The sequence below is a fragment of the Planctomycetia bacterium genome (assembly GCA_015200345.1).
Taxonomy (GTDB): Bacteria; Planctomycetota; Phycisphaerae; order UBA1845; family UTPLA1; genus PLA3.
The window spans coordinates 425197-448488 of the sequence record CP054187.1 but is presented as its reverse complement, the minus strand read 5'-3'; the positions used below and the strand labels follow the sequence as shown (position 1 = coordinate 448488).

The 23292-nt window shown below is 62.4% G+C and carries 20 protein-coding genes, 2 tRNA genes and 1 pseudogene; 18 read left to right on the top strand and 5 right to left on the bottom strand.

The features are described from left to right. Window positions 1–88 precede the first annotated feature (88 nt). Window positions 89–162 (bottom strand) — tRNA-His (locus HRU71_02075). Between the two features lie 281 nt (window positions 163–443). On the opposite strand from HRU71_02075, the gene HRU71_02070 reads away from it, so the two are divergent. Next, window positions 444–1856 carry a diguanylate cyclase gene (locus HRU71_02070; protein ID QOJ02339.1) on the top strand — a complete coding sequence of 471 codons (1413 nt, stop codon included), beginning with the start codon at window positions 444–446 and terminating at the stop codon, window positions 1854–1856. Between the two features lie 38 nt (window positions 1857–1894). Here the strand turns inward: HRU71_02070 and pyrG are convergent, their stop codons facing one another. Both pyrG and rocD read right to left on the bottom strand, forming a co-directional pair. Continuing rightward, on the bottom strand, window positions 1895–3589 hold the full coding sequence (pyrG, locus tag HRU71_02065; protein QOJ04898.1) for a CTP synthase (glutamine hydrolyzing): 1695 nt from the start codon (window positions 3587–3589) through the stop codon (window positions 1895–1897). Between the two features lie 258 nt (window positions 3590–3847). Next, entirely contained in the window at window positions 3848–5074 is a 1227-nt protein-coding gene (rocD, locus tag HRU71_02060; GenBank protein QOJ04897.1) for an ornithine--oxo-acid transaminase, read from the bottom strand. A gap of 275 nt (window positions 5075–5349) precedes the next feature. On the opposite strand from rocD, the gene HRU71_02055 reads away from it, so the two are divergent. From HRU71_02055 to HRU71_02000, 12 genes are all read left to right on the top strand, one after another. Beyond that, window positions 5350–5754, top strand: a complete 405-nt coding sequence (locus tag HRU71_02055; protein QOJ02338.1) for a hypothetical protein — start codon at window positions 5350–5352, stop codon at window positions 5752–5754. Between the two features lie 138 nt (window positions 5755–5892). Beyond that, window positions 5893–7461 (top strand): efflux RND transporter periplasmic adaptor subunit, encoded by a 1569-nt coding sequence (locus HRU71_02050; GenBank protein ID QOJ02337.1) that lies wholly within the window; start codon window positions 5893–5895, stop codon window positions 7459–7461. A gap of 25 nt (window positions 7462–7486) precedes the next feature. Beyond that, a complete protein-coding gene (locus HRU71_02045; protein QOJ02336.1) occupies window positions 7487–8191 on the top strand; it encodes an ABC transporter ATP-binding protein in 705 nt (234 codons plus the stop codon). A 3-nt stretch (window positions 8192–8194) separates the two neighbouring features. After that, window positions 8195–9349 (top strand): FtsX-like permease family protein, encoded by a 1155-nt coding sequence (locus HRU71_02040; protein ID QOJ02335.1) that lies wholly within the window; start codon window positions 8195–8197, stop codon window positions 9347–9349. Window positions 9350–9361: 12 nt separating this feature from the next. Next, on the top strand, window positions 9362–10528 hold the full coding sequence (locus tag HRU71_02035; GenBank protein QOJ02334.1) for an ABC transporter permease: 1167 nt from the start codon (window positions 9362–9364) through the stop codon (window positions 10526–10528). A gap of 35 nt (window positions 10529–10563) precedes the next feature. Then, on the top strand, window positions 10564–11157 hold the full coding sequence (locus HRU71_02030; protein ID QOJ02333.1) for a hypothetical protein: 594 nt from the start codon (window positions 10564–10566) through the stop codon (window positions 11155–11157). Between the two features lie 702 nt (window positions 11158–11859). Further along, a complete protein-coding gene (locus tag HRU71_02025; GenBank protein QOJ02332.1) occupies window positions 11860–12459 on the top strand; it encodes an IPTL-CTERM sorting domain-containing protein in 600 nt (199 codons plus the stop codon). 154 nt (window positions 12460–12613) lie between these two features. Further along, window positions 12614–12844 carry a hypothetical protein gene (locus tag HRU71_02020; protein QOJ02331.1) on the top strand — a complete coding sequence of 77 codons (231 nt, stop codon included), beginning with the start codon at window positions 12614–12616 and terminating at the stop codon, window positions 12842–12844. 120 nt (window positions 12845–12964) lie between these two features. Continuing rightward, on the top strand, window positions 12965–13474 hold the full coding sequence (locus HRU71_02015; protein QOJ02330.1) for a hypothetical protein: 510 nt from the start codon (window positions 12965–12967) through the stop codon (window positions 13472–13474). After that, the gene (locus HRU71_02010) at window positions 13467–14090 is read left to right on the top strand and encodes a hypothetical protein (protein QOJ02329.1); all 624 of its coding nucleotides are present in this window, start codon (window positions 13467–13469) and stop codon (window positions 14088–14090) included. Before HRU71_02015 ends, HRU71_02010 begins: the two co-directional genes overlap by 8 nt. Window positions 14091–14191: 101 nt before the next feature. Continuing rightward, window positions 14192–14265 (top strand) — tRNA-Arg (locus HRU71_02005). A gap of 56 nt (window positions 14266–14321) precedes the next feature. Next, window positions 14322–14684, top strand: coding sequence for an STAS domain-containing protein (locus HRU71_02000; protein QOJ02328.1), 363 nt, complete (start codon window positions 14322–14324; stop codon window positions 14682–14684). Between the two features lie 71 nt (window positions 14685–14755). On the opposite strand, the gene HRU71_01995 is transcribed toward HRU71_02000, so the two are convergent. After that, complete coding sequence (locus HRU71_01995; GenBank protein ID QOJ02327.1) at window positions 14756–16096, bottom strand: aminotransferase class V-fold PLP-dependent enzyme; 1341 nt, start codon at window positions 16094–16096, stop codon at window positions 14756–14758. 290 nt (window positions 16097–16386) lie between these two features. Between HRU71_01995 and HRU71_01990 the strand changes: the two genes are divergently transcribed. The 3 genes and pseudogenes from HRU71_01990 (at window position 16387) to HRU71_01980 (ending at window position 20225) form a co-directional block, all read left to right on the top strand. After that, window positions 16387–17811, top strand: coding sequence for a M20/M25/M40 family metallo-hydrolase (locus HRU71_01990; GenBank protein ID QOJ02326.1), 1425 nt, complete (start codon window positions 16387–16389; stop codon window positions 17809–17811). 381 nt (window positions 17812–18192) lie between these two features. Next, window positions 18193–18537 (top strand): hypothetical protein, encoded by a 345-nt coding sequence (locus tag HRU71_01985; protein QOJ02325.1) that lies wholly within the window; start codon window positions 18193–18195, stop codon window positions 18535–18537. 345 nt (window positions 18538–18882) lie between these two features. After that, window positions 18883–20225, top strand: a pseudogene (locus HRU71_01980) (IS1380 family transposase). A 219-nt stretch (window positions 20226–20444) separates the two neighbouring features. Here the strand turns inward: HRU71_01980 and HRU71_01975 are convergent. Beyond that, complete coding sequence (locus HRU71_01975; GenBank protein QOJ02324.1) at window positions 20445–21293, bottom strand: PEP-CTERM sorting domain-containing protein; 849 nt, start codon at window positions 21291–21293, stop codon at window positions 20445–20447. Between the two features lie 513 nt (window positions 21294–21806). On the opposite strand from HRU71_01975, the gene HRU71_01970 reads away from it, so the two are divergent. Together HRU71_01970 and HRU71_01965 are read left to right on the top strand one after the other, a co-directional pair. Next, window positions 21807–22727, top strand: coding sequence for a prepilin-type N-terminal cleavage/methylation domain-containing protein (locus HRU71_01970; GenBank protein QOJ02323.1), 921 nt, complete (start codon window positions 21807–21809; stop codon window positions 22725–22727). A gap of 226 nt (window positions 22728–22953) precedes the next feature. Next, window positions 22954–23286, top strand: a complete 333-nt coding sequence (locus HRU71_01965) for a zinc ribbon domain-containing protein (GenBank protein QOJ02322.1) — start codon at window positions 22954–22956, stop codon at window positions 23284–23286. The last annotated feature ends 6 nt before the right edge of the window (window positions 23287–23292 follow it).

Below are 23292 nucleotides of genomic sequence, written 5' to 3'. Positions count from 1 at the left end.
AGCGGATCGACGCGATGTCAGCACGACGGCATCGGTTGGCTGATCAACCGGTTCGCCGACCCCTGCCTGCCGGCTTCAAGCATTGACGGGTGAGTGACGGGATTCGAACCCGCGACCCCTAGGACCACAACCTAGTGCTCTAACCAACTGAGCTACACTCACCAACATGCCGCGGTGGTCTGCCTGCGGCGCCCCCCGGCATGCGTACATTATCGCTGGCACTCGAACCGTTTCAAGTCCGAGTCTGCGCAGCCGGGGCAAGTCGGCAAATGCCGCCTGCTTCATGTAAGCGGAACCCTGGCGAGTCATTCTAGGACGCTTCGGACGAAGAGGGAATTTCACGACAAAGTCTCGCCGCGGACGACTCGATATTGCACATTGAATCGGAGTCGTTGCTCCCAGCGGGCGAGACTTCGTCACCGAAGATCCCACAGGAGGCTGCCGTGGCAGAATCCGCCATTCAACTGCGTCGTGGGCTGTTCGGGCTTCAATTCCGAACGACCGCGCTGCTCGCCGTCATCGTCGTGGTCGCCACGGGATTGTGCGGATGGACCTATGCGCGTTTTTCTTCATCGCTCATCTTAAGCGAATCGCGCCGGCACACCACCGATCTCGCACGCGCCGTGGCCTTTTCCAGCAGCAGCGAGGTGGCGAACCAGGATCGGACAACCTTGACCCGGACGGCGCAGGCGTGCGTTTCACAAGGCGAACTGGCTTATCTCGTCTTCACGGACATCAGCGGCGAGATTCTCGCCAGTTGTCAGCGCGGCGCGGGCAACATCAACAGCTTACTGGTCGATGGTACCAATCGGGTGCTCGTCGATCCCATCAACCAGCCGCGGCTGCTTCATCACGGCGAGTTCGGCCCGCGGATCGACGTTATCTACCCCGTGACGATTACCTCGGCGGAAGCAAGCGGCTTGGCCGCGCCGACCGTCGGATTTGTCAGGCTGGGCGTCAGCCTGGTATCGGCTACTGCTCGACTCGCTCGGCTGCGTCAGGACATCATCTGGCTGTGCGTCGCTGTTGCGTTGTTGATGGTCCCCGTCGGGTTCCAGGCGGTGCGCGTGGTGATCGCGCCGATCAACCGGCTGGCGGAAGCCGTGTCGGCGTTTGCATCGGGTCAGCGCGACGTGCGCGTGCCGTTGGGCAAGCATGAGTGGGGCGAGATCGCCGATCTGAAGCGCGCGTTCAACGACATGGCCGATCAGTTGAATGGTTCTCACGAGAAGCTGGTCAAGCTGAATGCGGAGCTGGAGGATCGTGTGCGCGAGCGGACGCTCGATCTGGAGCGTGCGAACATGCGGCTGGCGGAGATGGCCTCGCGCGATTCGCTCACGGGGCTTTACAACCGCCGGCACTTCAACGACGTGCTGGCGCAACTCTTCGCCGAGGCGGCGCGATACAACACCGAAATCACCTGCATGATGCTGGACCTCGACAACTTCAAGCAGGTCAACGACACGCTCGGTCACCACATGGGCGACCAACTCCTTCAGATTACATCCGAAGTGTTGCTAGCCTGCATCCGCGAGGCCGACGTGCCGGTGCGCTACGGCGGCGATGAGTTCGCCGTGCTCTTCCCGCGCACCACGCCGGCCGAGGCGACCGCCAGCGCCGAGCGGATTCTGACGCGTTTCAAACGCGAGCTGCTCCGCCGGATGCCCGATGCGCATTTCGTGTCGCTGTCGATCGGCCTGGCGAGCCGTGAAAACAACTTGCCCGCGACGTGCATCGAACTGGTCCACCTCGCCGACGAAGCACTCTACAAGGCCAAGGCGGCGGGCAAGAATCAGATCAAAGCCATTCGGCCTTCCCAGGTGCGGCGCAGCCCGTCGAAGCAGATTCAGGCCTGATGTCAGCGAATTGAGACGTTTGGATTGCGCCGCGGGATTCAACCTGCGCGGCCCGTCGCGAATTCCGTTGGCGCCGGGTGCCCAGTCCGCCGTGCGATCGCCGCGCGCACAAGACCGAGGAAAAAGGGATCAGGTCGCAGCGGTCGGCTCGTTAGTTCGGGATGGGATTGCGTTCCGATGAAGTAGGGGTGGGTCGTCGCCGGAAGTTCGAGCACTTGCATGATCGGCAGGTGCGGGGCACGTCCGCTGAAGATCAGCCCGGCGGATTCCAACTGCTCGATGTAGCGCGGATCCACTTCGTAACGATGGCGAAATCGCAGACGCGTTTCTCGCGCGCCGCTGTAAAGCTGCGACGCGAGTGAGCCGGGCGTCAGCAGCACATCCTGCCCGCCCAGTCGCATGTTGCCGCCGAGTCCTTCGATCTGCTTCTGCTCCGGCAGGACGCTGATAATGGGATGCCGGCAGTCAGGGTCGAACTCGGTGGAATCCGCGCCTTCCAGCCCGCAGACGTTCCGCGCAAACTCGATGACCGCCATCTGAAAACCGAGGCAGATTCCCAGATAGGGCAGGCCGGTCGTTCGCGCGTGTCGGATGCAGGTGATCTTGCCCTCCGCGCCGCGCGCGCCGAAGCCCGCGGGCACGATGATGCCGTCCAGGCCGTCAAGCGATTGCACCACACAATTGTCGTTGACGGTGGACGTGTCGATCCAGCGGATGTCCACGGCCGTGCGGCACCGGGCGCCGGAGTGCTCCAGGGCCTTGATGATCGAGGCGTAGCTATCTCTTACAGATGTATATTTTCCGGCGATGCCGATCGTGACGCGCTCGGTCGCCTGGCGGATGCCGCCCAGGAACTCGCTCCACACGCCGCAGGCCTTGGCCTCCAGCTCGGGATGCATGCGATCCTGCAAGCCGAGAATCTCCACGACGGCCCGATCCAGCCCGGCCTCGCGCACCATCTCGGGAATCACATAAATTGATTCGCAGTCGTGCATGGAGAAAACACGATCCTCCCGCACGCTGGAATACAGGGCGATTTTCTCACGCACCTTCGGCGTCACCGGCGACTTGGCGCGACAGGCCACGATGTGCGGTTGGATGCCGCCCTGCATGAGCTGCTTGATGCCGAGTTGCGCGGCTTTGGACTTCTGCTCGCCCAGCGCCGGCGGCTCGATCACGTAGGTCAGCGCGACCCAGCAGGTGCTGCCCGGGCCTTCCTCAAACGCAAGTTGCCGCAGCGCCTCGATGAAGTAGGCGTTTTCCACATCGCCGACCGTCCCGCCGATCTCAATGAAGACCACGTCGGCGTCGGACGTGACCGCGAGCTGGCGCAGCTTGCTCTTCACCTCGCCGGTGACATGCGGGATCATCTGCACGTCGCGGCCGAGATACCCGCCACGTCGCTCTTTCTCCAGCACGGCGCTGAAGATCTGCCCACTGGTGGAGAAGTTCATCCGGCTCATGTCCTGGTCGAGCATGCGCTCGTAGGTCCCCAGGTCCATGTCGCATTCCATGCCGTCGTCCAGCACGAAAACCTCGCCGTGTCGAAAGGGGTTCAGCGTGCCGGAGTCGAGATTCAGGTATCCTTCGAGTTTGATGGGCGCAACCGTCAGGCCCTTGTCCTTGAGCACTTTCGCGAGGCTGCTGGCGAAGATGCCTTTGCCCAGTCCGCTCATGACCGTGCCGAAGACGCCGACGTATTTGGTTTTGCCGGCTTTGTAGCCCGGCGGCATCGGTGTGTAGAACTCGGTGTCGTCCGTGGCGTGCGCAAGGGAACCCAGCATGTCCTGATGGCTCATGGCTGACTCCGTTCGATGAGAAGGCGGGACGTCCGCTGGAAGTGTAAAAGGCCGACGGTGTCGTTCAACCGACCGGGCATTCAACAATGATAGCATACCTGTCAAGAGTCTGCCGGTCGCAAGAAAAAACGCCCAGGCGACCAGTTAATCGCGTGGGCGTGATTCGATGAATCTTGGTATATGGTTGCGAGCTTACACCGGCTTGGCGCTTAGCAGGGCCGGGCCGATGCGTTCCATCGCCCAGTCGATTTCCTTCTGCTCGATGACCAGCGGCGGGGCGAAGCGGATCACGTCGTCGTGCGCGTCCTTGCAGAGAATGCCCTGCTCCATGAACCGCTCGCAGAACCACCGCGCCTTGGGATAATTCGACTTGATTTGCACGCCGATCAGCAGGCCGCGCCCGCGCACCTCCTGCACGGCCGGGGCGTTGACGGCCTTGAGCTTGTTGCGGAAATACTCGCCGAGTTCCTTCGAGCGTTTCTCCAATCCCTCGGTGCGGATCAGCTCCATCGCGGTGCGCGCGACGGCGCAGGCGAACGGGTTGCCGCCGAAGGTCGAGCCGTGGTCGCCGGGCGTGAAGACGCTCATGATTTTCTTCGACGTGACGATTGCCGAGATCGGCAGAATGCCGCCGCCCAGCGCTTTGCCCAGGCACATCATGTCGGGGCGGGCCGCCGGGCCTTCGTGCTGCCAGGCGAAGCGGTCGCCGGTGCGGCACATTCCGGTTTGAATCTCGTCGGCGATGAACAGGACGTTGTGCTTCGTGCAGATCTCGCGCACTTTCTTGAGGTAGCCATCGCTCGGCACTCGGATGCCGCTCTCGGCCTGGATCGGCTCGACGAGGAACGCGGCGGTGTTCTTGGTGATGGCCTTCTCCAGTGCCGCGGCATCGTCAAAGGGAACGAGCACGAAGCCGGGCGTGAACGGGCCGAAACCGTGCCGGTACTGCGCATCGGTGCTGAAGCTGACAATCGTCGTCGTCCGGCCGTGGAAATTGTCCCGCGCGACGATGATCTCGGCCTTGTCAGCCTCGATGCCTTTTTGCGTGTGGCCCCATTTGCGGGCGCACTTGATGGCGGTTTCGACGGCCTCGGCGCCGCTGTTCATCGGCAGGACGCTTTCATAGCCGGTCAGATCGCAGAGTTCCTTGCAGAAAGGGCCGAGCTGGTCGTTGTGGAAGGCGCGCGACGTCAGCGTGACCTTGTCGAGCTGACGTTTGGCGGTCTCGATCAGCTTGGGGTGCGAATAGCCGAAATTCAGCGCCGAGTAGGCCGCGAGCATGTCTAGGTATTTCTTTCCATCGACGTCCGTCACCCAAACGCCCTTGGCCGATTCGATGACGACCGGCAGAGGGTGGTAGTTGTGCGCGCCGTACTGGTCTGCGATCTTGAGATGCTCGTCTGTCTTGCTGGCCGTCATCGTCGCCGTCATGGTTGGAATCCCTTCGCTGCTAGGCTTTCCCGCGGGCAGAGCCGCCCGCCTTGGTTTATCGGTCGCCATTCTATGAATGAACGGGGGATGAATCAATGCAGTCTTGGGCCAGATTGGCCGTAGCTTGCGGCGAATCGAATGTAAAGGGGGCGCAAAACGAAACCTGAAATCGATACAGGGCCGATTCGAAGTATGCTACGATATTGAGTCGTGCCGGGCGGCTCTTTCTGCCGCCGAAGAGTGATTCGTTGGTCGCGTGTCGCATGAACTCCGGGCAGCTTCAAATTCCGTTTGCGTTCCTGCTGGCAGCCTCCGTGCTGCTGCCGCGCGTGGCGGAGCGTTGCTGCGAAGAAACGGTGCGCGTCGCGGACGATGGCAAGATCGCCGAATGCTGCGTCTCATGCGACCTGCCGTTGATCGCCGCAGACACTCCATCCGCCATCAGCGCGACGGCCGACGACTCGACCAGCGGCTCGCCGGATGCCCCGGCGCCTGCTCCGGAGCGATGCACGCATTGCACCGCCAACTGCTGTGCGAAAGTTGTCATGGGTCTTTCGCCGAAGGCCGGCTCTGCGCAGCCCGTCGCATGCTGCGGAATCCTCCATGTCGGACAAATTACTTCCAACGACCGCTCGCTCGCCGACGTCTTCCACCCGCCTCGAGCCTGATTCACACGTTTTATTCTCGTTGATCGACGCCGCGTGACCACATTGAAGTGCGTCCGCGCGAAATGGTTGCAACCCTTTCTGGCTGCGCAACCGTGTGAAATCGTTCCATCATGGTCTCGATGGCAGAGCGGATAACTCATGACTCCTCCCACGACTGATCTGACGGCGCTCGCTCGGCCGCGCGGTGCTGCTTCAACCGGCGACGCAGCCGCGCCGACGAGCGGAATCGCAAGGCCCCGCCCGCGATGGGTGACGCGCTGGGGCATACCCGGCGGGATCGTCAGCCTTGCATTCGTACTATTTGTCTATGTATCAGCCGATGCGCTGTGGCCCGCCACCGATGTGCGAATCGTGAAGGTCGTTGCCAAGTCGGGCGTCGGCGGCACGGCTGCGGCGACGGTGCAGGCGCCCGGTTGGGTCGAGGCCGATCCATATCCGACGGTGGTGTCGGCGCTGGCGGATGGCGTGGTCGCGGAAGTGCTGGCGCTGGAAGGCGCGCGGATCAAGGCGGGCGATGTGGTTGCACGGCTCATTCCCGACGACGCGCGAATCGGGCTGGAAAAGGCCGCCGCGGAGCTGGCGGAGCGCGAGTCGGCGTTGAGGTTCGCCGAGGCAACGCTTGAAGCGGCGCAGCGCGAGTGGGACAACCCGGTGGAGCTGACGCGGCGCGTGGCGTCGGCCGAAGCGGCGTTGGCCGAGCGCGAGGCGGAATTGCATCGGTGGCCGTCGGAACTGGCGGCAGCGCAGGCCGTCGCGGCCGAGCTGGGGGCCGAATGCGCTCGAATCGAGCGGCTGCACGCGGATAAGCAGGCGAGCGAGATCGAGTTCATCCGCGCGACGCAGCGGTGCGAATCGCAACGGGCGACCGTCGCTTCGATCGAGGCGAGGCGGCCGATCCTTCAGGCGCAGCTCGATGCGGCGCGCGCGGAGCTGGCGGCGGCGAAGGAGAATCTCCGGCTGCGCATCCCGGAGAAGCGAGCGCTGGATGAGGCCCGTGCGGCCGTGGCGTCGGCACACGCGGCGGTTGATCGCGCGCGCGCGGCGAGAGATGAGGCCCGCTTGCGGTTGGAACGGATGGAGGTTCGGTCGTCCGTGGCGGGTGTTGTGATGACGCGACTGGTGGAGCCGGGGTCGAAAGTCATGCAGGCGACGGACAATCCGATGTCGTCGCACGTGGTGCGGCTCTATGACCCCGGGAGATTGCAGGTGCGCGTGGACGTGCCGCTTGCAGAAGCGGCGCAGGTCAGCATCGGTCAGGACGCGGAAGTCGTGGTGAATGTTCTGCCGGACCGGGTCTTTCGGGGGCGGGTGACGCGCGTTTTGCATGAGGCGGACATTCAGAAGAACACGTTGCAGGTCAAGGTGGCGATTACCGATCCCGCGGCGGAACTCAAACCCGAGATGCTCGCGCGCGTGCGGTTTCTCTCGACCGATTCCGCGACCGGTGCGAGCAGTGACTTGAGCGTTTTCGCGCCCGAGGCGGTGATCCGTCGCGATGACGGCGGCAACCCCTACGTTTGGCTGGTCGATTCCTCGGCGCGCCGGGCGCAGCGCCGCGCGATCAAGCTCGGGACGGCCAAACAGGATGGATGGGTTCAGGTCGCGGAAGGCCTTCAACCGGGGGACTCGCTCATCGTGGACCCGCCGGCTTCGCTGCGCGATGGGGCGCGAATTCGCGCGACGGGGGACACACGTTCGAAGCAGTAGAGGAATTCTATTCAAGGACTCGAAGATGCCTTTGATCGAATGCCATCGCCTGACCAAGTCGTATCGCAAGGGTGAGATGGAAATCACGCCGCTGTCCAATCTCGACCTCATGGTGGAGGCGGGGGAGTTTCTCGCGCTGATGGGGCCGTCGGGCAGCGGCAAGACGACGCTCCTGAATCTGATCGCCGGGATAGACCGGCCGACGTCCGGGCGATTGGTGATCGACGGGGTCGATGTCGGAGCAAGGTCGCGTTCGGAGCTGGCCCGCTGGCGGTCGGAATACATCGGTTACATCTTTCAGTTGTACAACCTGATTCCAACACTCACGGCGTACGAGAACGTCGAACTGCCGCTGCTGTTGCACGATTACTCGCGAGAGGTTCGGCATCAGAAAGTCACGCTCGCGTTGGATCTGGTGGGGCTTGCGGATCGTTACGATCACTTCCCGCGGCAGTTGAGTGGCGGGCAGGAGCAGCGTGTCGCCATCGCCCGCGCCATCGTCACCGACCCGCGCATTCTCGTCGCCGACGAACCGACCGGCGATCTCGACGCGAGCGCGGCCCAGGCGGTGATCGCGTTGCTCAAGCGGCTCAATCGCGAACTAGGCAAGACGCTCATCATGGTGACGCACGATCCACACACGGCCGAACACGCCTCGCGCACGCTGCATCTGGAGAAGGGCGCGCTGGTCGAGACGGAGCAGCCTCGCCTTGCGGGAGTGGAGGCATAAAACATGGTCGCACCGAAGTTCTGGCCGGTCATTCTCAAGCAGGCGCTTCGCCAGAAGACGCGCAGCGGCCTGACGATCGCCGGCGTTGCGCTGATGATGGTTTTCTTCGGCGGCGTGCGCGCGATGCAGGCGGGTGTCGAGGAGGCAACGCGCGCGTCGAGCGACGATTCTCGCCTGATCGTCTATCGCAAGGACCGCTACTGCCCGGCGACAAGTCGACTGCCGCAGTCGTACCTGGATCGGCTGCGCGCGGTTCCGGGGGTCGCGTCGGTGGTGCCGGTGCGGGTGGTGGTGAACAATTGCCGCACGGCGCTGGACGTGGTGACGTTTCGAGGCGTGCCGGAAGATGCTTTCGCGGCCGACTATGCAGGCCAGATTCGATTCGTCGCCGGCTCGCTCGAAGACTGGCGACGGCGTAGTGACGCCGTGCTCCTCGGCGAGACGCTTGCAAATCGCCGACGCTTGAAGGTGGGGGACCGCTTCGACGCGGCGGGGATCACGGTCTATGTCGCGGGCATCATCGCATCGGACGAAGCCCAGCACGAAAACGTCGCCTACGCGCACTTGAGTTTTATCCAATACGCGACCGGCGGGCGGCAGGGCGGATATGTAACACAATTTGATATTCTCACGCGACCGGGTGTGCCGCCGGATTCCGTCGCGGCGGCCATTGACAAGGAGTTCGCCAAGGACGCCGATCCGACTTTCACGCAGTCGGCGCAATCGTTCGTGGCCGGAGCGGCGAAGGACATCGTCGAGATCGCGGGCTTCACGCGCTGGCTTGGCTGGGCGGCGCTGGCAGCCGTGATGGCCCTGGTGAGCAACGCGGTGTTCCTCGCGGTGCGTCAGCGCGTCACGGAGCACGCAGTGCTACAGACGCTGGGATTCGATGGCGGGCTGCTGGCTCGATGGGTTGTTACCGAGGGCTTGCTGCTAAGCATGATTGGCGGAGTGGCCGGGTGCAGCGTGGTGGTGCTGTGGTTGGCGTGGGGGCAATACAGCATCTCGGTGGAGGGTGTCAGCATTCCCATCCGCGCGGGGTTGTCGCTCTTTGCACAGGGCGCGGCGTTGAGCGCGGTCGTGGGAATCATCGCGGGGCTGGTTCCCGCGTGGGAAGTCTCCCGCCGGGAAATTGCAACGTGCTTTCGAACCGTTTGAGGACAAGCGCTGATGCGACGCATTCCATTTGAATATGCCGTGCGAAACCTGGGGCGTTCGCCGCAGCGGTGCGCCGCCGGGCTGGTCGGCAGCGCGCTCGTGGTGCTGCTAATTCTGTGCGCAGGGGGCTTCGTACGCGGCATGATTCGCGGGCTATCGGTGACAGGGCAGCCGGACAACGTCATTTTGCTTGGCGCAGGGAGCGAGGAGAGCATTGAGCGAAGCGAGGTCGACGCCGCGGTGCCGGGCATTGTCGCGGCTGCGATCAGCGGGATTCGCTCGGACCTGGGCCAGGCGTATGTCTCTGAAGAATCGCATGTGCAGGTGGAGATTCGCGAACGAGCGGATGCACAGGAAACGCGGTCGGCGCTGATTCGTGGTGTCACGCCGGCCGCGCTGCTGGTGCATCGACAGGTGCGCATCGTGGAAGGGCGCTTTCCGCGCGCAGGGAACCGCGAGTTGCTCGCCGGTCGCCATGCGGCGGTGCGTCTAGGGCTGTCCAATGCGTCGCTCGCGCCCGGCGGATCGATTTGGGTGGATGGTCGCGAATGGAAGGTCGTCGGCCGCTTCGCGGCGCCGGGCAGTGTGATTGAATCGGAGCTGTGGTGCCCGCTGTCGGACATTCAGATCATGATGAAGCGGACGGGTTACTCCTGCGTCGTGCTGACGCTGGGCGACGCAGAGTTCGCGGATGTCGATGCGTTCTGCAAGCAGCGACTGGACCTGGAACTGGTGGCGATTCGCGAATCGGACTATTACGAAAAATTGACGGATTTCTTCAGACCGATCCGCATGGTGGTATGGGCGACCGCGGCGCTGATCGCGCTGGGCGGCCTCTTCGGCGGGTTGAACACGCTCTACGCGGCGTTCGCCTCGCGCGTGCGCGAGCTGGCGACGTTGCAAACGCTGGGCTTCTCGCGCCGCGCGATCTTGTTGAGCCTGATTCAGGAATCGCAGGTACTGACCTGCGCCGGTGCGCTGGTCGCATCGCTCGCAGCCGTGCTTTGGCTGGACGGCTTGGCGGTGCGTTTCTCGATGGGAGTGTTCGCGCTGGCGATTGACGGGCCGACGCTCGCGCTGGGCATCGGTGCGGCGCTGCTGCTTGGATTGTTCGGCGCGTTGCCGCCGGGCTGGCGATGCCTGCGGCCGACAATCGGCGAGGCCTTGAAGGCAGCGTGAGCAGGAGGCTTGAATCAACAAGGAGTGAGTGCGTGATGGTGATTCGGCGAATGAGTCCGATGAGTGTGAATCGGTTTTTCCGAACGCGCCGCGTCGGCACACATGCGTGCATCGGCGTCCTCTGCGCGCTCATTGCCGGCGCCTGCGACCGCGGGGCGAACGAGGAGGCCAAGCCCAACGCTTCCAACGGCGCGGCCGATGCACTCCCGCCTGGTTTCTTCCTCAACACCGCGCCGGCCGGCGCGAAGAGCGTGCTGGAAGTGAAGCGCACTGCGAAAATCGGTGACAAGATCGTCGTGCGCGGCCGCATCGGCGGGAGCAAGTCGCCGTTTGTCGAGGGCCGCGCGATGTTCACGCTGACCGACATGAGCCTGCCGCCGTGCAACGCGAATCCCGAAGACAAGTGCCCGACGCCGTGGGACTACTGCTGCGAGCCTTCGGATCGGATTGCGGCACACTCCCTGACGGCACAGGTGCTCGGGCCGGAGCGCAAGCCGCTTCACATCAGTCTCGATGGCGCAGGCCGTTTGCGGCCGCTTGCGGAAGTCCTTGTCACCGGTCGAGTTATACAGAACAACGGTGAGGGCTTGGTGGTGCTTGCAGTTGATGATTTGTTTGTGCAGCCGTGAGGAGCCATGACGGAGCGATGTTAAGGTTCGGATTGCGTGGGGAGAATTCCCTATGGATTTTCGCAAATAGTGTTAAATCAGATAGTTAGGCATGAAGGCTGCGCTTTGAGCAGATTGATACGTTCGAAGAAAATATTTTATACCAGAAACTATTGACTTTTAAATTGACATTGTGTTATGTTCCCTATCGTTGTACCTGCATTCTTGCACGCCTCCGTTCGAGATCATCTTCTTGGTGATTGCGGAGGCGAGTAGCGAAGGTCCGATTCTTGAGCTCGACTCCCGCGGCGTGGTATTTTTGAAATTGCGCGATTCGTGAAGCCGGGCAGGCGTTGCTCTACACATCCCCTGCCGGGTGATCGAGTAGCAGGTAACACACGAGCAGCCGGCCGGTGCTGTTAATCGTTTTGTGCTGCCGGATGCAGGTTGAGCAAACATCTTGGGCTTCAAAGGTGTGAAATGAAGTAGAGAGCAGATTTACGGACAGGACGGCGCTACATGTCGCTCATCCTCTCTCGTGCATTTCGCAGGATGCGAAGAGGTCGTGTTTGTGCGCGAGGGTTTTGTGCGCGAGCGACAGCTAGAGCGCAGGTCTCGGTTTGAGTGGAGACTGGCCGTGCAGGGCGGCCGTCGGTGATTGCCGACAAAAACAATAACGGACACTGACCGCCGATCATGACGCGGTCGAAAGGAGGGTAGCACATGAAAACTCATAACGTTCTTTCGCCAACAGCCCTTGTCCTGGCCGGTGTGGTGTTGGTTGGTGTATCACCGCGCTCTCACGCCGCCCAAGATCAGGTCACTGCGGCCATCCCAATGAATACCCTCATGCGATTTGGCCCGTTCGCCAACAACGCGGGCACAGATAAAGTTTTCAGCCTCGCCGGATTGGTGAACATCTTTCAACCGAATACCAATGTCAATGTGCGCTTCTGCTGGAATCCGGCCGCAAACGCCGCGATTCCAATACAATGCTCACAGTGGGTTACCATCAACTATGCTATGGCGGGATTGAACCTGCCGATCAATACGGGCCCTTACTGGCTGCCAAACGCTTGTCCACGGACAGTGTGGGTGGAGATTCAGCCGGACATGAGCATCGACATCGACGCGAAATTCTCGCATGTTTGCAACAATGTTCCTAACCCGCCGGGCGCCACGCAGATTATTCCGAGCTATCACCCCAGCGTACCCACCGTCTCTGAATGGGGCCTGATCATCATGGGGCTGCTGCTGTTGACAGCCGGTACCATCGTGATCGCTCGTCGTCGAGCGAAAGAGAGTGTCCTGCCGATGGCGTAATCTCGTAGTGAGCTGAAGCGACGATTTCGCGGTTGCGAGGGGTGGATGCATCGGCGTCCGCCCCTCGTCGCCCAGCCCGCGCGGGGATCGCGGGGCTTCCGGAATTCTCGTTGTTTCAGGATCCAGTCCAGTCGATGTGCAGAGAGCGGACTCCATGCAGGATTTATCGCCCCAGCCGCCTTTGTTTTACCCTTCGATCTTCGCCAAGACGTTGATCGTCGTCGTCGTGGCGGCAGTGATCGGCTGCGCGGTCGCCTATCGCATTCACGGCGAACTCGCCCTGCGCGACATCATCGGCACCGCCATCAGTGGGACGCTCGCCGCCTATCTGATACACTTGTGGATCGGCCTGTCGCGCCCTGTACGGCGCGAGCAGGATGATTGATCCTTCGAGTAGCAGGATTCATGGCAGCGCATGGCGCGACGCGACAAACGGTCTGCTTCAACGGGAAGTGTCATACGCGAGTCGCCGGTTCCCGCGGGTCCGCGGCCCTCGCGCCGCCCCGTGTTTCGATTTGTGCTCACCTTCGCAGGTTGCATGGCCATTTACTACGTTCTGTCAAGCCTTTCCCTTTTTCACGCGCGCGTTTTCCCTGCGTTTTTGAAAGGGAATGCGATCGTCGCCGCGCGCGTGCTGGAAGGGGTCGGTCAGGGGCCTGTTGAAGCCAACGGGAGCGCTGTTTGCTCGCAACGGTTCAGCGTCGAAGTCGCCCGCGGATGCGACGCGATCGAGCCGATTGCGCTGCTCGTTTCTGCCATATTGGCGTCACCCATGTCGATTCGTGCCCGCCTCGCGGGCATGGCGGCCGGCGCGCTGTGCCTGATGGCGATGAATCTAATGCGGATCGTGACGCTCTTCCTCTTTGGCGTGTACTGGCCCGCGGCGTTTCACGTGATGCACGTCGATGTCTGGCAGGTGATCTTCATCCTCTTGGCCGTGGCGATCTGGCTCGCGTGGGCTTGGTGGGCGCTGGGCCGGGAATCGGTCGCGCGGGCGCGCGTTCAACATGCCTAAAGCTGCGTTTCGCTTTCTCTTCGTGGTACTGTGCGTTTACGTCGGACTGGCATTGGCCTGGCCGGCGGTCGGCACAGGCTATCGCGCGTTCTATCGCGGCCTGTGTAACACCGTTTTCTATTCCGTGGGAGGGCGCGCTTCGGTGACCTTTCGTCCGCTGGATTCGGCCGACGAGGTGATGGACACCGAAATGGTGCTTGTGAACAAGGCGTTGCCCGGCGCGTTCGGGACCCGCCCCGTCAGCGCGCGTTACGACGGCTACATCCCCGCAAGCCTTGTTTGCGCACTGGTGGTGGCCACGCCGGTTTCCTGGCGGCGGCGTCTGTTCGGACTCGTCGGCTCGATGCTGGCGGTTCATGGCTTTGTGTTGTTTCGCCGATGGGTGTCGATTGTAAACACGTTGAGCCAGGGGGATGCCATCAACGCATTTCACCCGCCCGGCTGGTTGAAGACGGTCATGGGTTTCCTCGTGGAGCATGTCTTTGCCTCAATCGTCGCGTCGTCGTTTGTCATGCCGGTTTTCGTGTGGATGATCGTGTTGTTTCGCCGGGCTGATTGGGAGCGGCTGCGCGCGACGGCTGCGGCCCGCCATGCGTCTTTGTCAACCACGGCGTAATTCCTCTCGCTGCCACGTGAGAGGGCACTGCAACGGGCCGAGGGCGGGCCTTGCGACGCCTCGAAGCACCGATACAATTCCTCGGCGAACGGCTGTATTGTGTCCCCGTAGCTCAACTGGACAGAGTGTCGGCCTCCGAAGCCGAAGGTTGCAGGTTCGAATCCTGCCGGGGACGTTGGTTGTTTGCGTCGGGTCCTGTCGACTGACCCACGAAGCCGTGGAGGATTGCGCGTGGCGAATCGCATGCTGGTGACGGACTATGCAGGTGTCACAGTAGTGACATTCACGGACAGTTCCATACTGGACAGCGCCGCCATCGACCAGCTCGGCAAGGATCTGTACGCCCTGCCAGACGCCCAGGACAAGCAGAAGCTGATTCTCGATTTCACGCGGGTCAAAACGCTGTCCTCCCGGGCGCTGGGCCTGCTCATCAACCTGAAGAAGAAGGTGCAGGCCATCAAGGGCGATCTGGCCCTTTGCGGGATGAACGGGGAAATCAAGAAGATGTTCTCGATCACCGGGCTGGAGAAAGAGTTCAGCTTCTACGCCGACGACGCCGCGGCTCTGAAGGCTTTCAACGTCCACCTTCGATAACGATCGATGCGATGGGGGACCGCCGTCGCAGGGTTGATTCGCTGCGCAGACTGCCTTGGCATCGGCGTGCATTACTTGCCGTTCTTCGGCAAGCCTTCCCGCGCGACGTTTTCCATGGCTTCGCAGAACAAATCCAACTCGTCGAAGGTCGTATAGACGTTGGCCGTGACACGCACGCCGTGGATGTCTTCGTGATCGATGGGCGTCACGATGATCTTGTGCTTGTCCCACAGGTGCGACGTAAGGGCCAGTGGTTCGATGCCGTCGATGCCGATCGTGCCGATCGCGCAGGACCGATCGGGCGCGAGGTTCGTGAACAGTTTCACCTTTTGATGCTTCATGAGCCGGGTGGCCCAGTAGTTTCTCAAGGTGCGAAGCCGATGCTCCTTGCGCTTCGGGCCGATTCCCAGATGAAACGCAATCGCCTCGCCGATGGCCAGCCGGCCGGCGTCCGGATGCGTGCCGATCTCCTCGAACTTGCGGATGTTTTCCGACTTGGGATCCTCCGGCGCGGTGAGCGGCCAGAGATCCTTGATCATGCCGCGGCGCACATGGAGAAACCCCGTGCCGATCGGCGCGGTCAGCCACTTGTGACAACTGACGCCGTACATGTCGCAATCGATCTCGCGGCCGTCGTAGGCGATTTGTCCGAAGGCGTGTGCGCCGTCGACGATGATGATCAACCCGCGCTTTCGCGCCATGGCGCAGATGTCCTGCACGGGCAGGATTCGGCCGGTCAGGAAGACGACGTGCGAGACAAGCAAAATGCGCGTCTTGCTGGTGATGCCGCGCTCGAACGCGCCGACGACTTCATCCTGCGACGCGTCGGGCGGCGGCAGGGGGACTTGTTTCATGACGACGCCTTCGCGTTTTTCGCGCTGGCGGATCGTGGCGATCATGCGCGGGTAATCGTGCGTCGAGGTGAGAATTTCGTCACCAGGCTTGAGGTCGATCCCGTTCAACGAGATTTGAAGCGCCTCGCTCGCATTGCGCGTGATGGCCATTTCCTCGGGATCGCAACCATAAAGCCGGGCGAGCTTGGCGCGGACGAGTTCAAGTTGGGGATCCTGCACCTGCCACAGGTGGCGCGCGGGGGCGTTGTTGGTGAACTCCAGTTGCCGCCGTTGTGCGTCCATGACCACGCGCGGCGACGGACAGACCCCGCCGTTGTTCAGATTGATGTACGATCGATCAATCGAAAACGCCTGCTGAACGTTGAACCAGAACGACTCGTCATTCTTGTCGTCCATGGACGATGGTTGATCACGGCCCGGAATCGTCTTGCCGTTTCGCGGATTGTCGCCCTCCACCGGCTGACTCGCGTTTGCTCTGTGAATGATCGAGGGCCAATCGTCGATGAGGCTGGGCAGCGTGTAGGCCGCCGTCGCGCCGGTCAGTGTTCGCAGAAACATCCGTCGATCGGTTTGCATGCGTTTTTCGATTACTTGCGCAATCGGCTCCGTGAAGGACATCGATTGCATGGGCAATCGATAGCCGCCAAAGGCACGCTGGCCATTGTAACGCGCGTTATCGCCGCGTCGCGTGTGAGTTTTAGCGGGTTTATGAGGAAACCACGCACCGGTACAATTCGCCGCCAACCAGCCGATTGCGCGAGCAATCGGAGGCAGCCTCGGCGTGACGTTCGCGCCGAGGTTTCAACAGGGTAGCTAGCATTATTCGTTCTATGCGGGGAAATGTCGCCATGCGCACCCGAGTTTTTGTCGTGACGATCTCACACGCCGTGCTGCTGCTCGCTGTCGCACCGCTGCGGTCGGAGGACGGCAACGCAACGTACGCGCCCACGGTGAAGCGAATCATTGAACAGACAATGAGAGAGAACGACTCGTGGAAAAAAATGGAGGAACTCTGCGACGGCATCGGCCATCGGCTTAGCGGCTCGCCGGAGCTGGAGCGGGCGATTGAGTGGGCCATCGCGACCATGAAGGCCGACGGTCACGAGAACGTACGGGGCGAAAAGGTGATGGTGCCCAAATGGGTGCGCGGTGAGGAATCCGCGGAGATCGTTTCGCCGCGCCGCATACCCATGGCGATGCTGGGACTCGGCGGGTCGATCAGGACGCCGAAGGAAGGGATCACCGCGCGGGTGGTCGTTGTCCGCGATGAAGCGGAGCTTGAAGCGGCCGGCGACAAGGTCAAGGGTGCGATCGTCTTGTACAACAACGCGATGCCGCCGTACGACGACGAGCACGGCTCGCGCTACGGCGAGACGGTTCGATTTCGCGGAAAAGGGGCGATCCTCGCTGCGAAGCAAGGGGCCGTCGCGTGCCTGGTGCGTTCGGTGACGGCGCGAAGTCTGCGCTCGCCGCATACCGGCATGATGCGCTACGAAGAAGGCGTGAAGAAGATTCCCGCGGCAGCGGTGTCGTGCGAGGATGCCGAGATGATCGCGCGGCTGACGGCCCGCGGGCAGGAGGTCAAGGTCACCCTGAAGATGTCGGCGCGGGACGAAGGCATGGTGCCGTCGGCGAACGTTATCGGCGAACTGCGCGGTCGCGAGCGGCCGGACGAGGTAGTGGTCATCGGCGGCCATTTCGACAGTTGGGATGTGGGCCAGGGGGCACACGACGACGCGACCGGCTGCGTGATGGCGATGGAGGCCATCAGCGTGCTGCGGCGGATGGGTCTGACGCCGCGGCGGACGATTCGCGTCGTGTTGTGGACGAACGAAGAAAACGGCCTGATGGGCGGCAAGGCCTACGCGCAGGATCATGCCGACGAGATGGACAAGCACATCGTGGCGATTGAATCAGACGCCGGCGGGTTTCGTCCGGAGTCGTTCGGTTTGGAATGCGCGGACAAAGCACGCCGCGAGAAAGCGGCGAAGCAAATGGATGAAATCCTCGCGTTGCTCGCGCCGGTGGGCACGCTGCGCATCAGCGGCGAGCACAGCGGGGCGGACATCTCGCCGATGAAGGAGTCCGGCGTGATGCTCATGGGCCTGGGCGTCGAAGGCTCGAAGTACTTCGATTATCACCACTCGCACGCCGACACGCTGGACAAGGTTGATCCGCGCGAGTTGTCGCAGTGCGTCGCGGTCATGGCGGCGGTGAGTTACGTCATCGCCGACATGCCCGAGCGCTTCGGCGGCGAGCCGGCGCACGAATGAGCCGCGAGCGTTAGCTCGCGCGGCGTTGGGATTCGGTGCGAAGCGTTCACGCGTGATCGAATGGCCGCGCGGGCTGAAGCCCGCGGCTCATTGGGCAGCCCGCGGCTCTTTGGGTTCTGCCGCCTGCGGCAACTCATGATGAATTCCTACAGCAATTCCACCCACGCATTCATGTCGTCATACGATGATTCTCTTCGCCAATCGTCATAAACAGACGTGTGCGAGGACCACCCGATTCGCTGCAACCCGTTGCACCGCAAGCAATTGACTTGATTTGCACGGAATTCGGGTTTTCGGAACACGCGGTGATCCGCCGATTTATCCGTCCCTGGCACGGCGGGTGCCCTATCCTCCCAGCGAGCGCGAGAGGGAGAAGGGGACATGGATCGGGGGGTTCGACATCCGGGGTTGTGGATCATCGGCGGCGCGGCGGCGCTGCTGATCGCGGGGGGGATGATCGGCTGCCGGCAGGACGCGCCGTCGCCGATCGCGACATCCGTCGGAACGAACCTCCTGATGGGTGATCCGTGGGAAGACTCGGTCGCGGGGCAGATCGGCCGCACCGATTGGCCGTTGACGTGGAACGGCTATCACAGCCCGCAGGAGACGGTGTACATCGAGTACTATCGCGACTTCTTCGGGAACGAATTCTCCGAGCGCCAGACGCCGCAGCGGAACTTCCGTAGTTACAGCGTCGGCGCGGCACAACGGCCAGGCAGGCCGTGACGCGGCTCAACGGGTGGGAGCCTCGCTGCGCGAGACCCGGCCAAGAGGAATGAAGCATTCGCTCAAGTTTGATAAGCCGCGCGAGCTGAAGTGCGCGGCTCCTTGAGCGAACACCAAGACGACTGCTCCTTTCAATGCGAGCGTGCCCGGGGGATGGGAAGCCTCCGGGCACGTTTGTTTGTGTCAATTAGTGACGATCGCAATCTGCGCTTTGACGTGGCGCCATCGTCCTTAGCCCGAATATTTCATCAGTTTGATGTGGAATTGAAATAGAAAAAGCCTCGAAGCCTTGTAGACTGGGGTTCTGACAGGAACATTCCGGTCCTTAGGCAGGGAGGCCTTTTCGTGACAGACTGTAACGCACAACCGCTTCTTTTTTCCAGCCTCGGCCGCAAGAAAATCGTCGCCGATTTTACAGGCGGAACGCTGACCTCCGACGCCGGGGGGTTGCTGCTTCGGGAGGTCGAGCGGCGTCTGGGTCTGGTCGACCAACTCGCTGCGGTCATCAACGACCCGCGCGATCCGGACCGCATTCAACACGACCAGCGGGTCATGCTGGCCCAGCGCATCTTCGCCATCGCGCTGGGATACGAAGACCTCAACGACCATCAAACGCTGCGGACCGATCCCGTGCTGGCGGTCCTGACCGGGCGGCCGCCGTGTCCGGATGAGCCGCTGGCCAGCAGTCCGACCCTGTGCCGACTGGAGAACCGCGTCACGCGCGGCGACCTGGTTCGGATGTCGCGCGTGCTGGTGGAGCAGTTCATCGCGTCGTACGAGAAGCCGCCTGAGGAATTGATCCTCGACTTTGACGCGACCGACGATCCGATCCACGGCAACCAGGAGGGCCGCTTCTTCCACGGCTACTATGACCACCACTGCTTCCTGCCGCTGTATGTGTTCTGCGGCGCGCGGCTGCTGGTCTCCTACCTGCGGCCCAGCAACATCGACGGGGCGCATCATGCGTGGCCCATCCTGAAGCTCCTGGTGCAGCGCTTGCGACAGGCGTGGCCCGGCGTGCGGATCATCGTCCGCGGGGACTCCGGCTTCTGCCGCTGGCGGATGATGAAATGGTGCGACCGGCACGGGGTGGAGTATGTGCTGGGGCTGGCGCGGAATGTCGTGTTGGAGAAAGTGGCCGAGCCTTTCATGCAGGCGGCCGAGGCGCAGTTCGCCGCGACGCAGCAGAAGGTGCGGAACTTCCACGAGGTCCCATACGCGGCGCAGACCTGGGATCGCCCGCGTCGCGTGATCGTCAAGGCCGAACGACTGGCGCAGGGACCGAACGTTCGATTCGTGGTGACCAACCTGACGGACCGCACGCCGAGTGATATCTACGACGGACTGTACACGGCCCGCGGTGCCATGGAGAACCGCATCAAGGAGCAGCAGCTCGGGCTCTTCGCCGACCGCACCAGTGTTACGGCTTCATGGCCAACCAGTTCCGGCTGCTGTTGTCCTCGGCGGCCTACGTCCTGGTGGAAACGCTTCGCCGCACGGCGCTGGCCGGCACCGAACTCGCCGAGGCCCAGGTGGAGACGATTCGCCTCAAGCTCTTCAAGGTTGCGGCCCGGGTGGTCGTCTCGGTGCGTCGCGTCGTGCTGCGACTCTCGAGCAGCTACCCGTTGCAGGATCAGTGGCGATCCCTGCTTCCGCGACTGCATCTGATCCCGCCTGCCCCGTCATGACCCACCAACAACCCGACGATCGCATGGGGGTAAGGGGGTTCTGCGCGCAAAAACCACGTCACCGCCTCCAGACCCACGCAAACTCCGACTTACCACGCTATCAACGTGCTTCGGAAAGCACTGATGAAATATGCGGGCTAGCGACCGATGGGTGTCCCGCGCGCAGTGGAAAAAAAGCAGAGAAAACGGGCCGAGTCCGCTCTGCTGTGAGCAGGATGATCAGCGGCAGTTTAGCACGGCGCGGCGCGTGCGGCGCTTCACGAGGAGCGCAAGGCCCATGGCCAGGAGCGACAGCGAGCCTGGTTCGGGGATCGCCTTCACGAACGCGACCGATAGCCCCAGCTCGAAGACATAGCCGGGCGACGCCGGGTTGTGGCTGAAGAATCCGTTGTGAACCTGCGAGCCGGCCGGTCCGGGGTTGACCATATTGGCCCACGTGACCGAAGCGGGCGAGCCGATGGTGGAGGAGAACTGGTAGGGATTGGCGGTGCCGTCGAGGTAGTACTGGCCGGGCACCTGGATATCAAGGACGCCGTGGCCGTAGGAGTTGAAAGCGTTGGCGTTCGGCAAGTGATAGAACTTACCCTCGATGTCGCGCATGTAGGAGACGAAATAGCTGTTGTTGTTCTCGACGCGCGGCTCGACGAAGCTGCCGCCGGTGAAGATCAAATTGGTGAGCGAGACGGTGATCGGGTCGGCCTTGAGCGGATCGAAGAGCGAGACAGGGCCGGGGGAGTCAATGTCGGCAAGGCTGACCGGTGCGAGGATGTAGGCGTGGAGGATGCGATAGAGCGCGTCGTCCTCGGTCACGACTTTGAGGATGATCGGGCTGCCGCCGGGGAGCGTTCCGATCTGCGTGAAGCTCTCGGGTGTGCCGTCGGAGATCTTGATGTCGGGCAGGTCCATGCCCGGTCCGATCGTCACCGCCTTGTTGGCGACGTTGGTCGCGCCGTGTTGAATGTTGATCGTGAAGCCGAGGGGTTCACCGACGCCGACGGCAAGGGCCGCAGGGGCCACGGACAAAGAATAGACAACTGTAGAAACAATGATTAGATTGAAAACACGCATGAGACACTCCCGCAGGAATCCGCCTCGAGGCTCCTCCGCCGCGTTGATAGGACTTCCCCATTCCTTCGCGCAGCTGGGCTTTGCAGGCCCCTCGCTCTCCTGCCAAGCTGAAATTAACCGCCGAATCAGTCGGCGAACGCTAAATTATACCCCGTTTGGAGGGGCTGGCGCGTAACTTTCTATGTATATTGCTCTTATGGCGTGTCGCGAATTGTAGTGCTTCGTTTTTTCTACGTCAGCGTGGTGGTTCGTCGGATTGGGCCGATTGAGTTGGTCGAAGAAGAACAAGTGAGAGCTATCCCGGCCTGGCTGCTGGTTCAGGCAGGGCAAGGATTTACATTTGCGCGCTTTATTCCTGGTAGGGGTCTGGTTAGAATACACAGCAAGGTTTGCCCGGTTCCGTCGTTCATGGATATAGGGCCTGTGAAATCGGCGCGATCGATGGGCGACATGGCCTTGGAGCGAGTTGGCCAGCCAGGGGCAAGCGGACAACCGCTGCGGAAGGGCACCTCCGTGACGAAGCACGCAAGTCCATCGCGGGACGGCTTCACGCTGATCGAGTTGTTGATCGTCATCGCGATCATCGCGGTGATCATGAGCATCCTCGTGCCGGCGCTGGCGGCCTCGCGAGCCGAAGGGCAGAAGGTGCGCTGTCTTGCTAACCTGCGCGAGGTGACCGGTGCCGCGTTCGCCTATTCCTCGGATGATCCCAACGGCATCCTCGGGCCGGTGCATCCAAATGCAAAAGTCTTTTTAGCGGGCACGGGTTACGCCGAGTACGGCGGAGGACCGGGCCTGGCGCCTTATCAGAGTTGGTACGATTACTTTGACCCGCGCACGCGCCCGCTGAACCATCTCATCTATGGGCCGCGCGGGGTCGCCGCCGGCTCGGCCCCGGGGGATCGATCTTTCTTCCAGGTGTTCCAGTGCCCGGGTGAAGAGCGCGGCTGGCAGGAGTGGCCCGGGTTCGGAGGCATGGCTGTCGAAGTGGAGAACCCCTATTTCGCGGCGAACGGCACGTCGTTCCGCATGAACAATCTCGCGTTCAATGACGGGACGGTCACCGGCATTTACGGTCGTTCTCACACGCGCATCCCCGACACCTCGATCACGCTTGCGTTCCTCGAGGCGCGGGTCTACCAGACGCTGTGGACAAACGAAGTCACGGGCACGCTGACCGCCGGGGAACTGACGGGGTATCACAAGAAGCTCGGGTTTTTCAACGTCTCCTATGCCGACGGCCATGCGGCGTTTGTCGATTTCGGCCGCGGTACCTATTACGACCACCTTCCTCAATACGGCGGCAAGGATGCCCGCGGCACCTGGGGCCGAATGGATACGTTCCCGCAGGAGCTGCTCAATCCGCATCGGCCGGCCGGGACATCACCGCCCGGCGCCACGCAGTTGCCACCGCCGCCGCCGCCCAATTCCTGACGCACGCCATGACGTTCAACGGACGTCTGGATTTCGCCTGCATGGTGCCGCGGTTTCGGGCAATGTTGTCGTAGTTGGAGCCGCCGCAGGATCAAGGAAGCGCGTTGTGCCGCAATCTCGTCGTCGTTATGAGCTTCAGGGGGGCGATCATGGAAGCGCGGCGCGCGGGGTCCGGGGAGCGATTGGCGGACGCGGCGGCTTGAAGCAAGGCGCCGCAATTGCGACCTTGGCCATTGGCGTGTTCATCGCGGCGTATTACGGGTGGACAGCCGGTGATGCTGAAGTGGATTCCGGTGTTTCGAGCATGCAAATCGCGTATCACTGCTCCCGCTGCGGGCACGACTTCGAGTTGACGGTGGCGAAGTCGGCCCAGGTGCGACGCGACCGGGGGGACATCATTTGCCCGAAGTGCGAAACGGCCGGTGCGACGAAGAAGGATGTCTCCGTCGTAGTGTCCGGGGACGAGTCCGCCGTCTCAAAGGAAGAGGTTGGCGAGGCCGAAGCCGCCGATCAGGCGGAGCAGCGCGCGCGACCGACGGCGACGCGAACCGGGGGATAATCGTCG

Bases quoted from the DNA above. Each gene is read 5' to 3' on its own strand.
- HRU71_01990 (QOJ02326.1), top strand. From the start codon at position 16,387: ATGCGCACCCGAGTTTTTGTCGTGACGATCTCACACGCCGTGCTGCTG.
- HRU71_02045 (QOJ02336.1), top strand. From the start codon at position 7,487: ATGCCTTTGATCGAATGCCATCGCCTGACCAAGTCGTATCGCAAGGGT.
- HRU71_02010 (QOJ02329.1), top strand. From the start codon at position 13,467: ATGCCTAAAGCTGCGTTTCGCTTTCTCTTCGTGGTACTGTGCGTTTAC.
- HRU71_01975 (QOJ02324.1), bottom strand. From the start codon at position 21,293: ATGCGTGTTTTCAATCTAATCATTGTTTCTACAGTTGTCTATTCTTTG.
- rocD (QOJ04897.1), bottom strand. From the start codon at position 5,074: ATGACGGCCAGCAAGACAGACGAGCATCTCAAGATCGCAGACCAGTAC.
- HRU71_02020 (QOJ02331.1), top strand. From the start codon at position 12,614: ATGCAGGATTTATCGCCCCAGCCGCCTTTGTTTTACCCTTCGATCTTC.
- pyrG (QOJ04898.1), bottom strand. From the start codon at position 3,589: ATGCCGCCGGGCTACAAAGCCGGCAAAACCAAATACGTCGGCGTCTTC.
- HRU71_02035 (QOJ02334.1), top strand. From the start codon at position 9,362: ATGCGACGCATTCCATTTGAATATGCCGTGCGAAACCTGGGGCGTTCG.
- HRU71_02050 (QOJ02337.1), top strand. From the start codon at position 5,893: ATGACTCCTCCCACGACTGATCTGACGGCGCTCGCTCGGCCGCGCGGT.
- HRU71_01995 (QOJ02327.1), bottom strand. From the start codon at position 16,096: ATGTTTCTGCGAACACTGACCGGCGCGACGGCGGCCTACACGCTGCCC.
- HRU71_01985 (QOJ02325.1), top strand. From the start codon at position 18,193: ATGGATCGGGGGGTTCGACATCCGGGGTTGTGGATCATCGGCGGCGCG.
- HRU71_02030 (QOJ02333.1), top strand. From the start codon at position 10,564: ATGGTGATTCGGCGAATGAGTCCGATGAGTGTGAATCGGTTTTTCCGA.
- HRU71_02040 (QOJ02335.1), top strand. From the start codon at position 8,195: ATGGTCGCACCGAAGTTCTGGCCGGTCATTCTCAAGCAGGCGCTTCGC.
- HRU71_02025 (QOJ02332.1), top strand. From the start codon at position 11,860: ATGAAAACTCATAACGTTCTTTCGCCAACAGCCCTTGTCCTGGCCGGT.
- HRU71_02055 (QOJ02338.1), top strand. From the start codon at position 5,350: ATGAACTCCGGGCAGCTTCAAATTCCGTTTGCGTTCCTGCTGGCAGCC.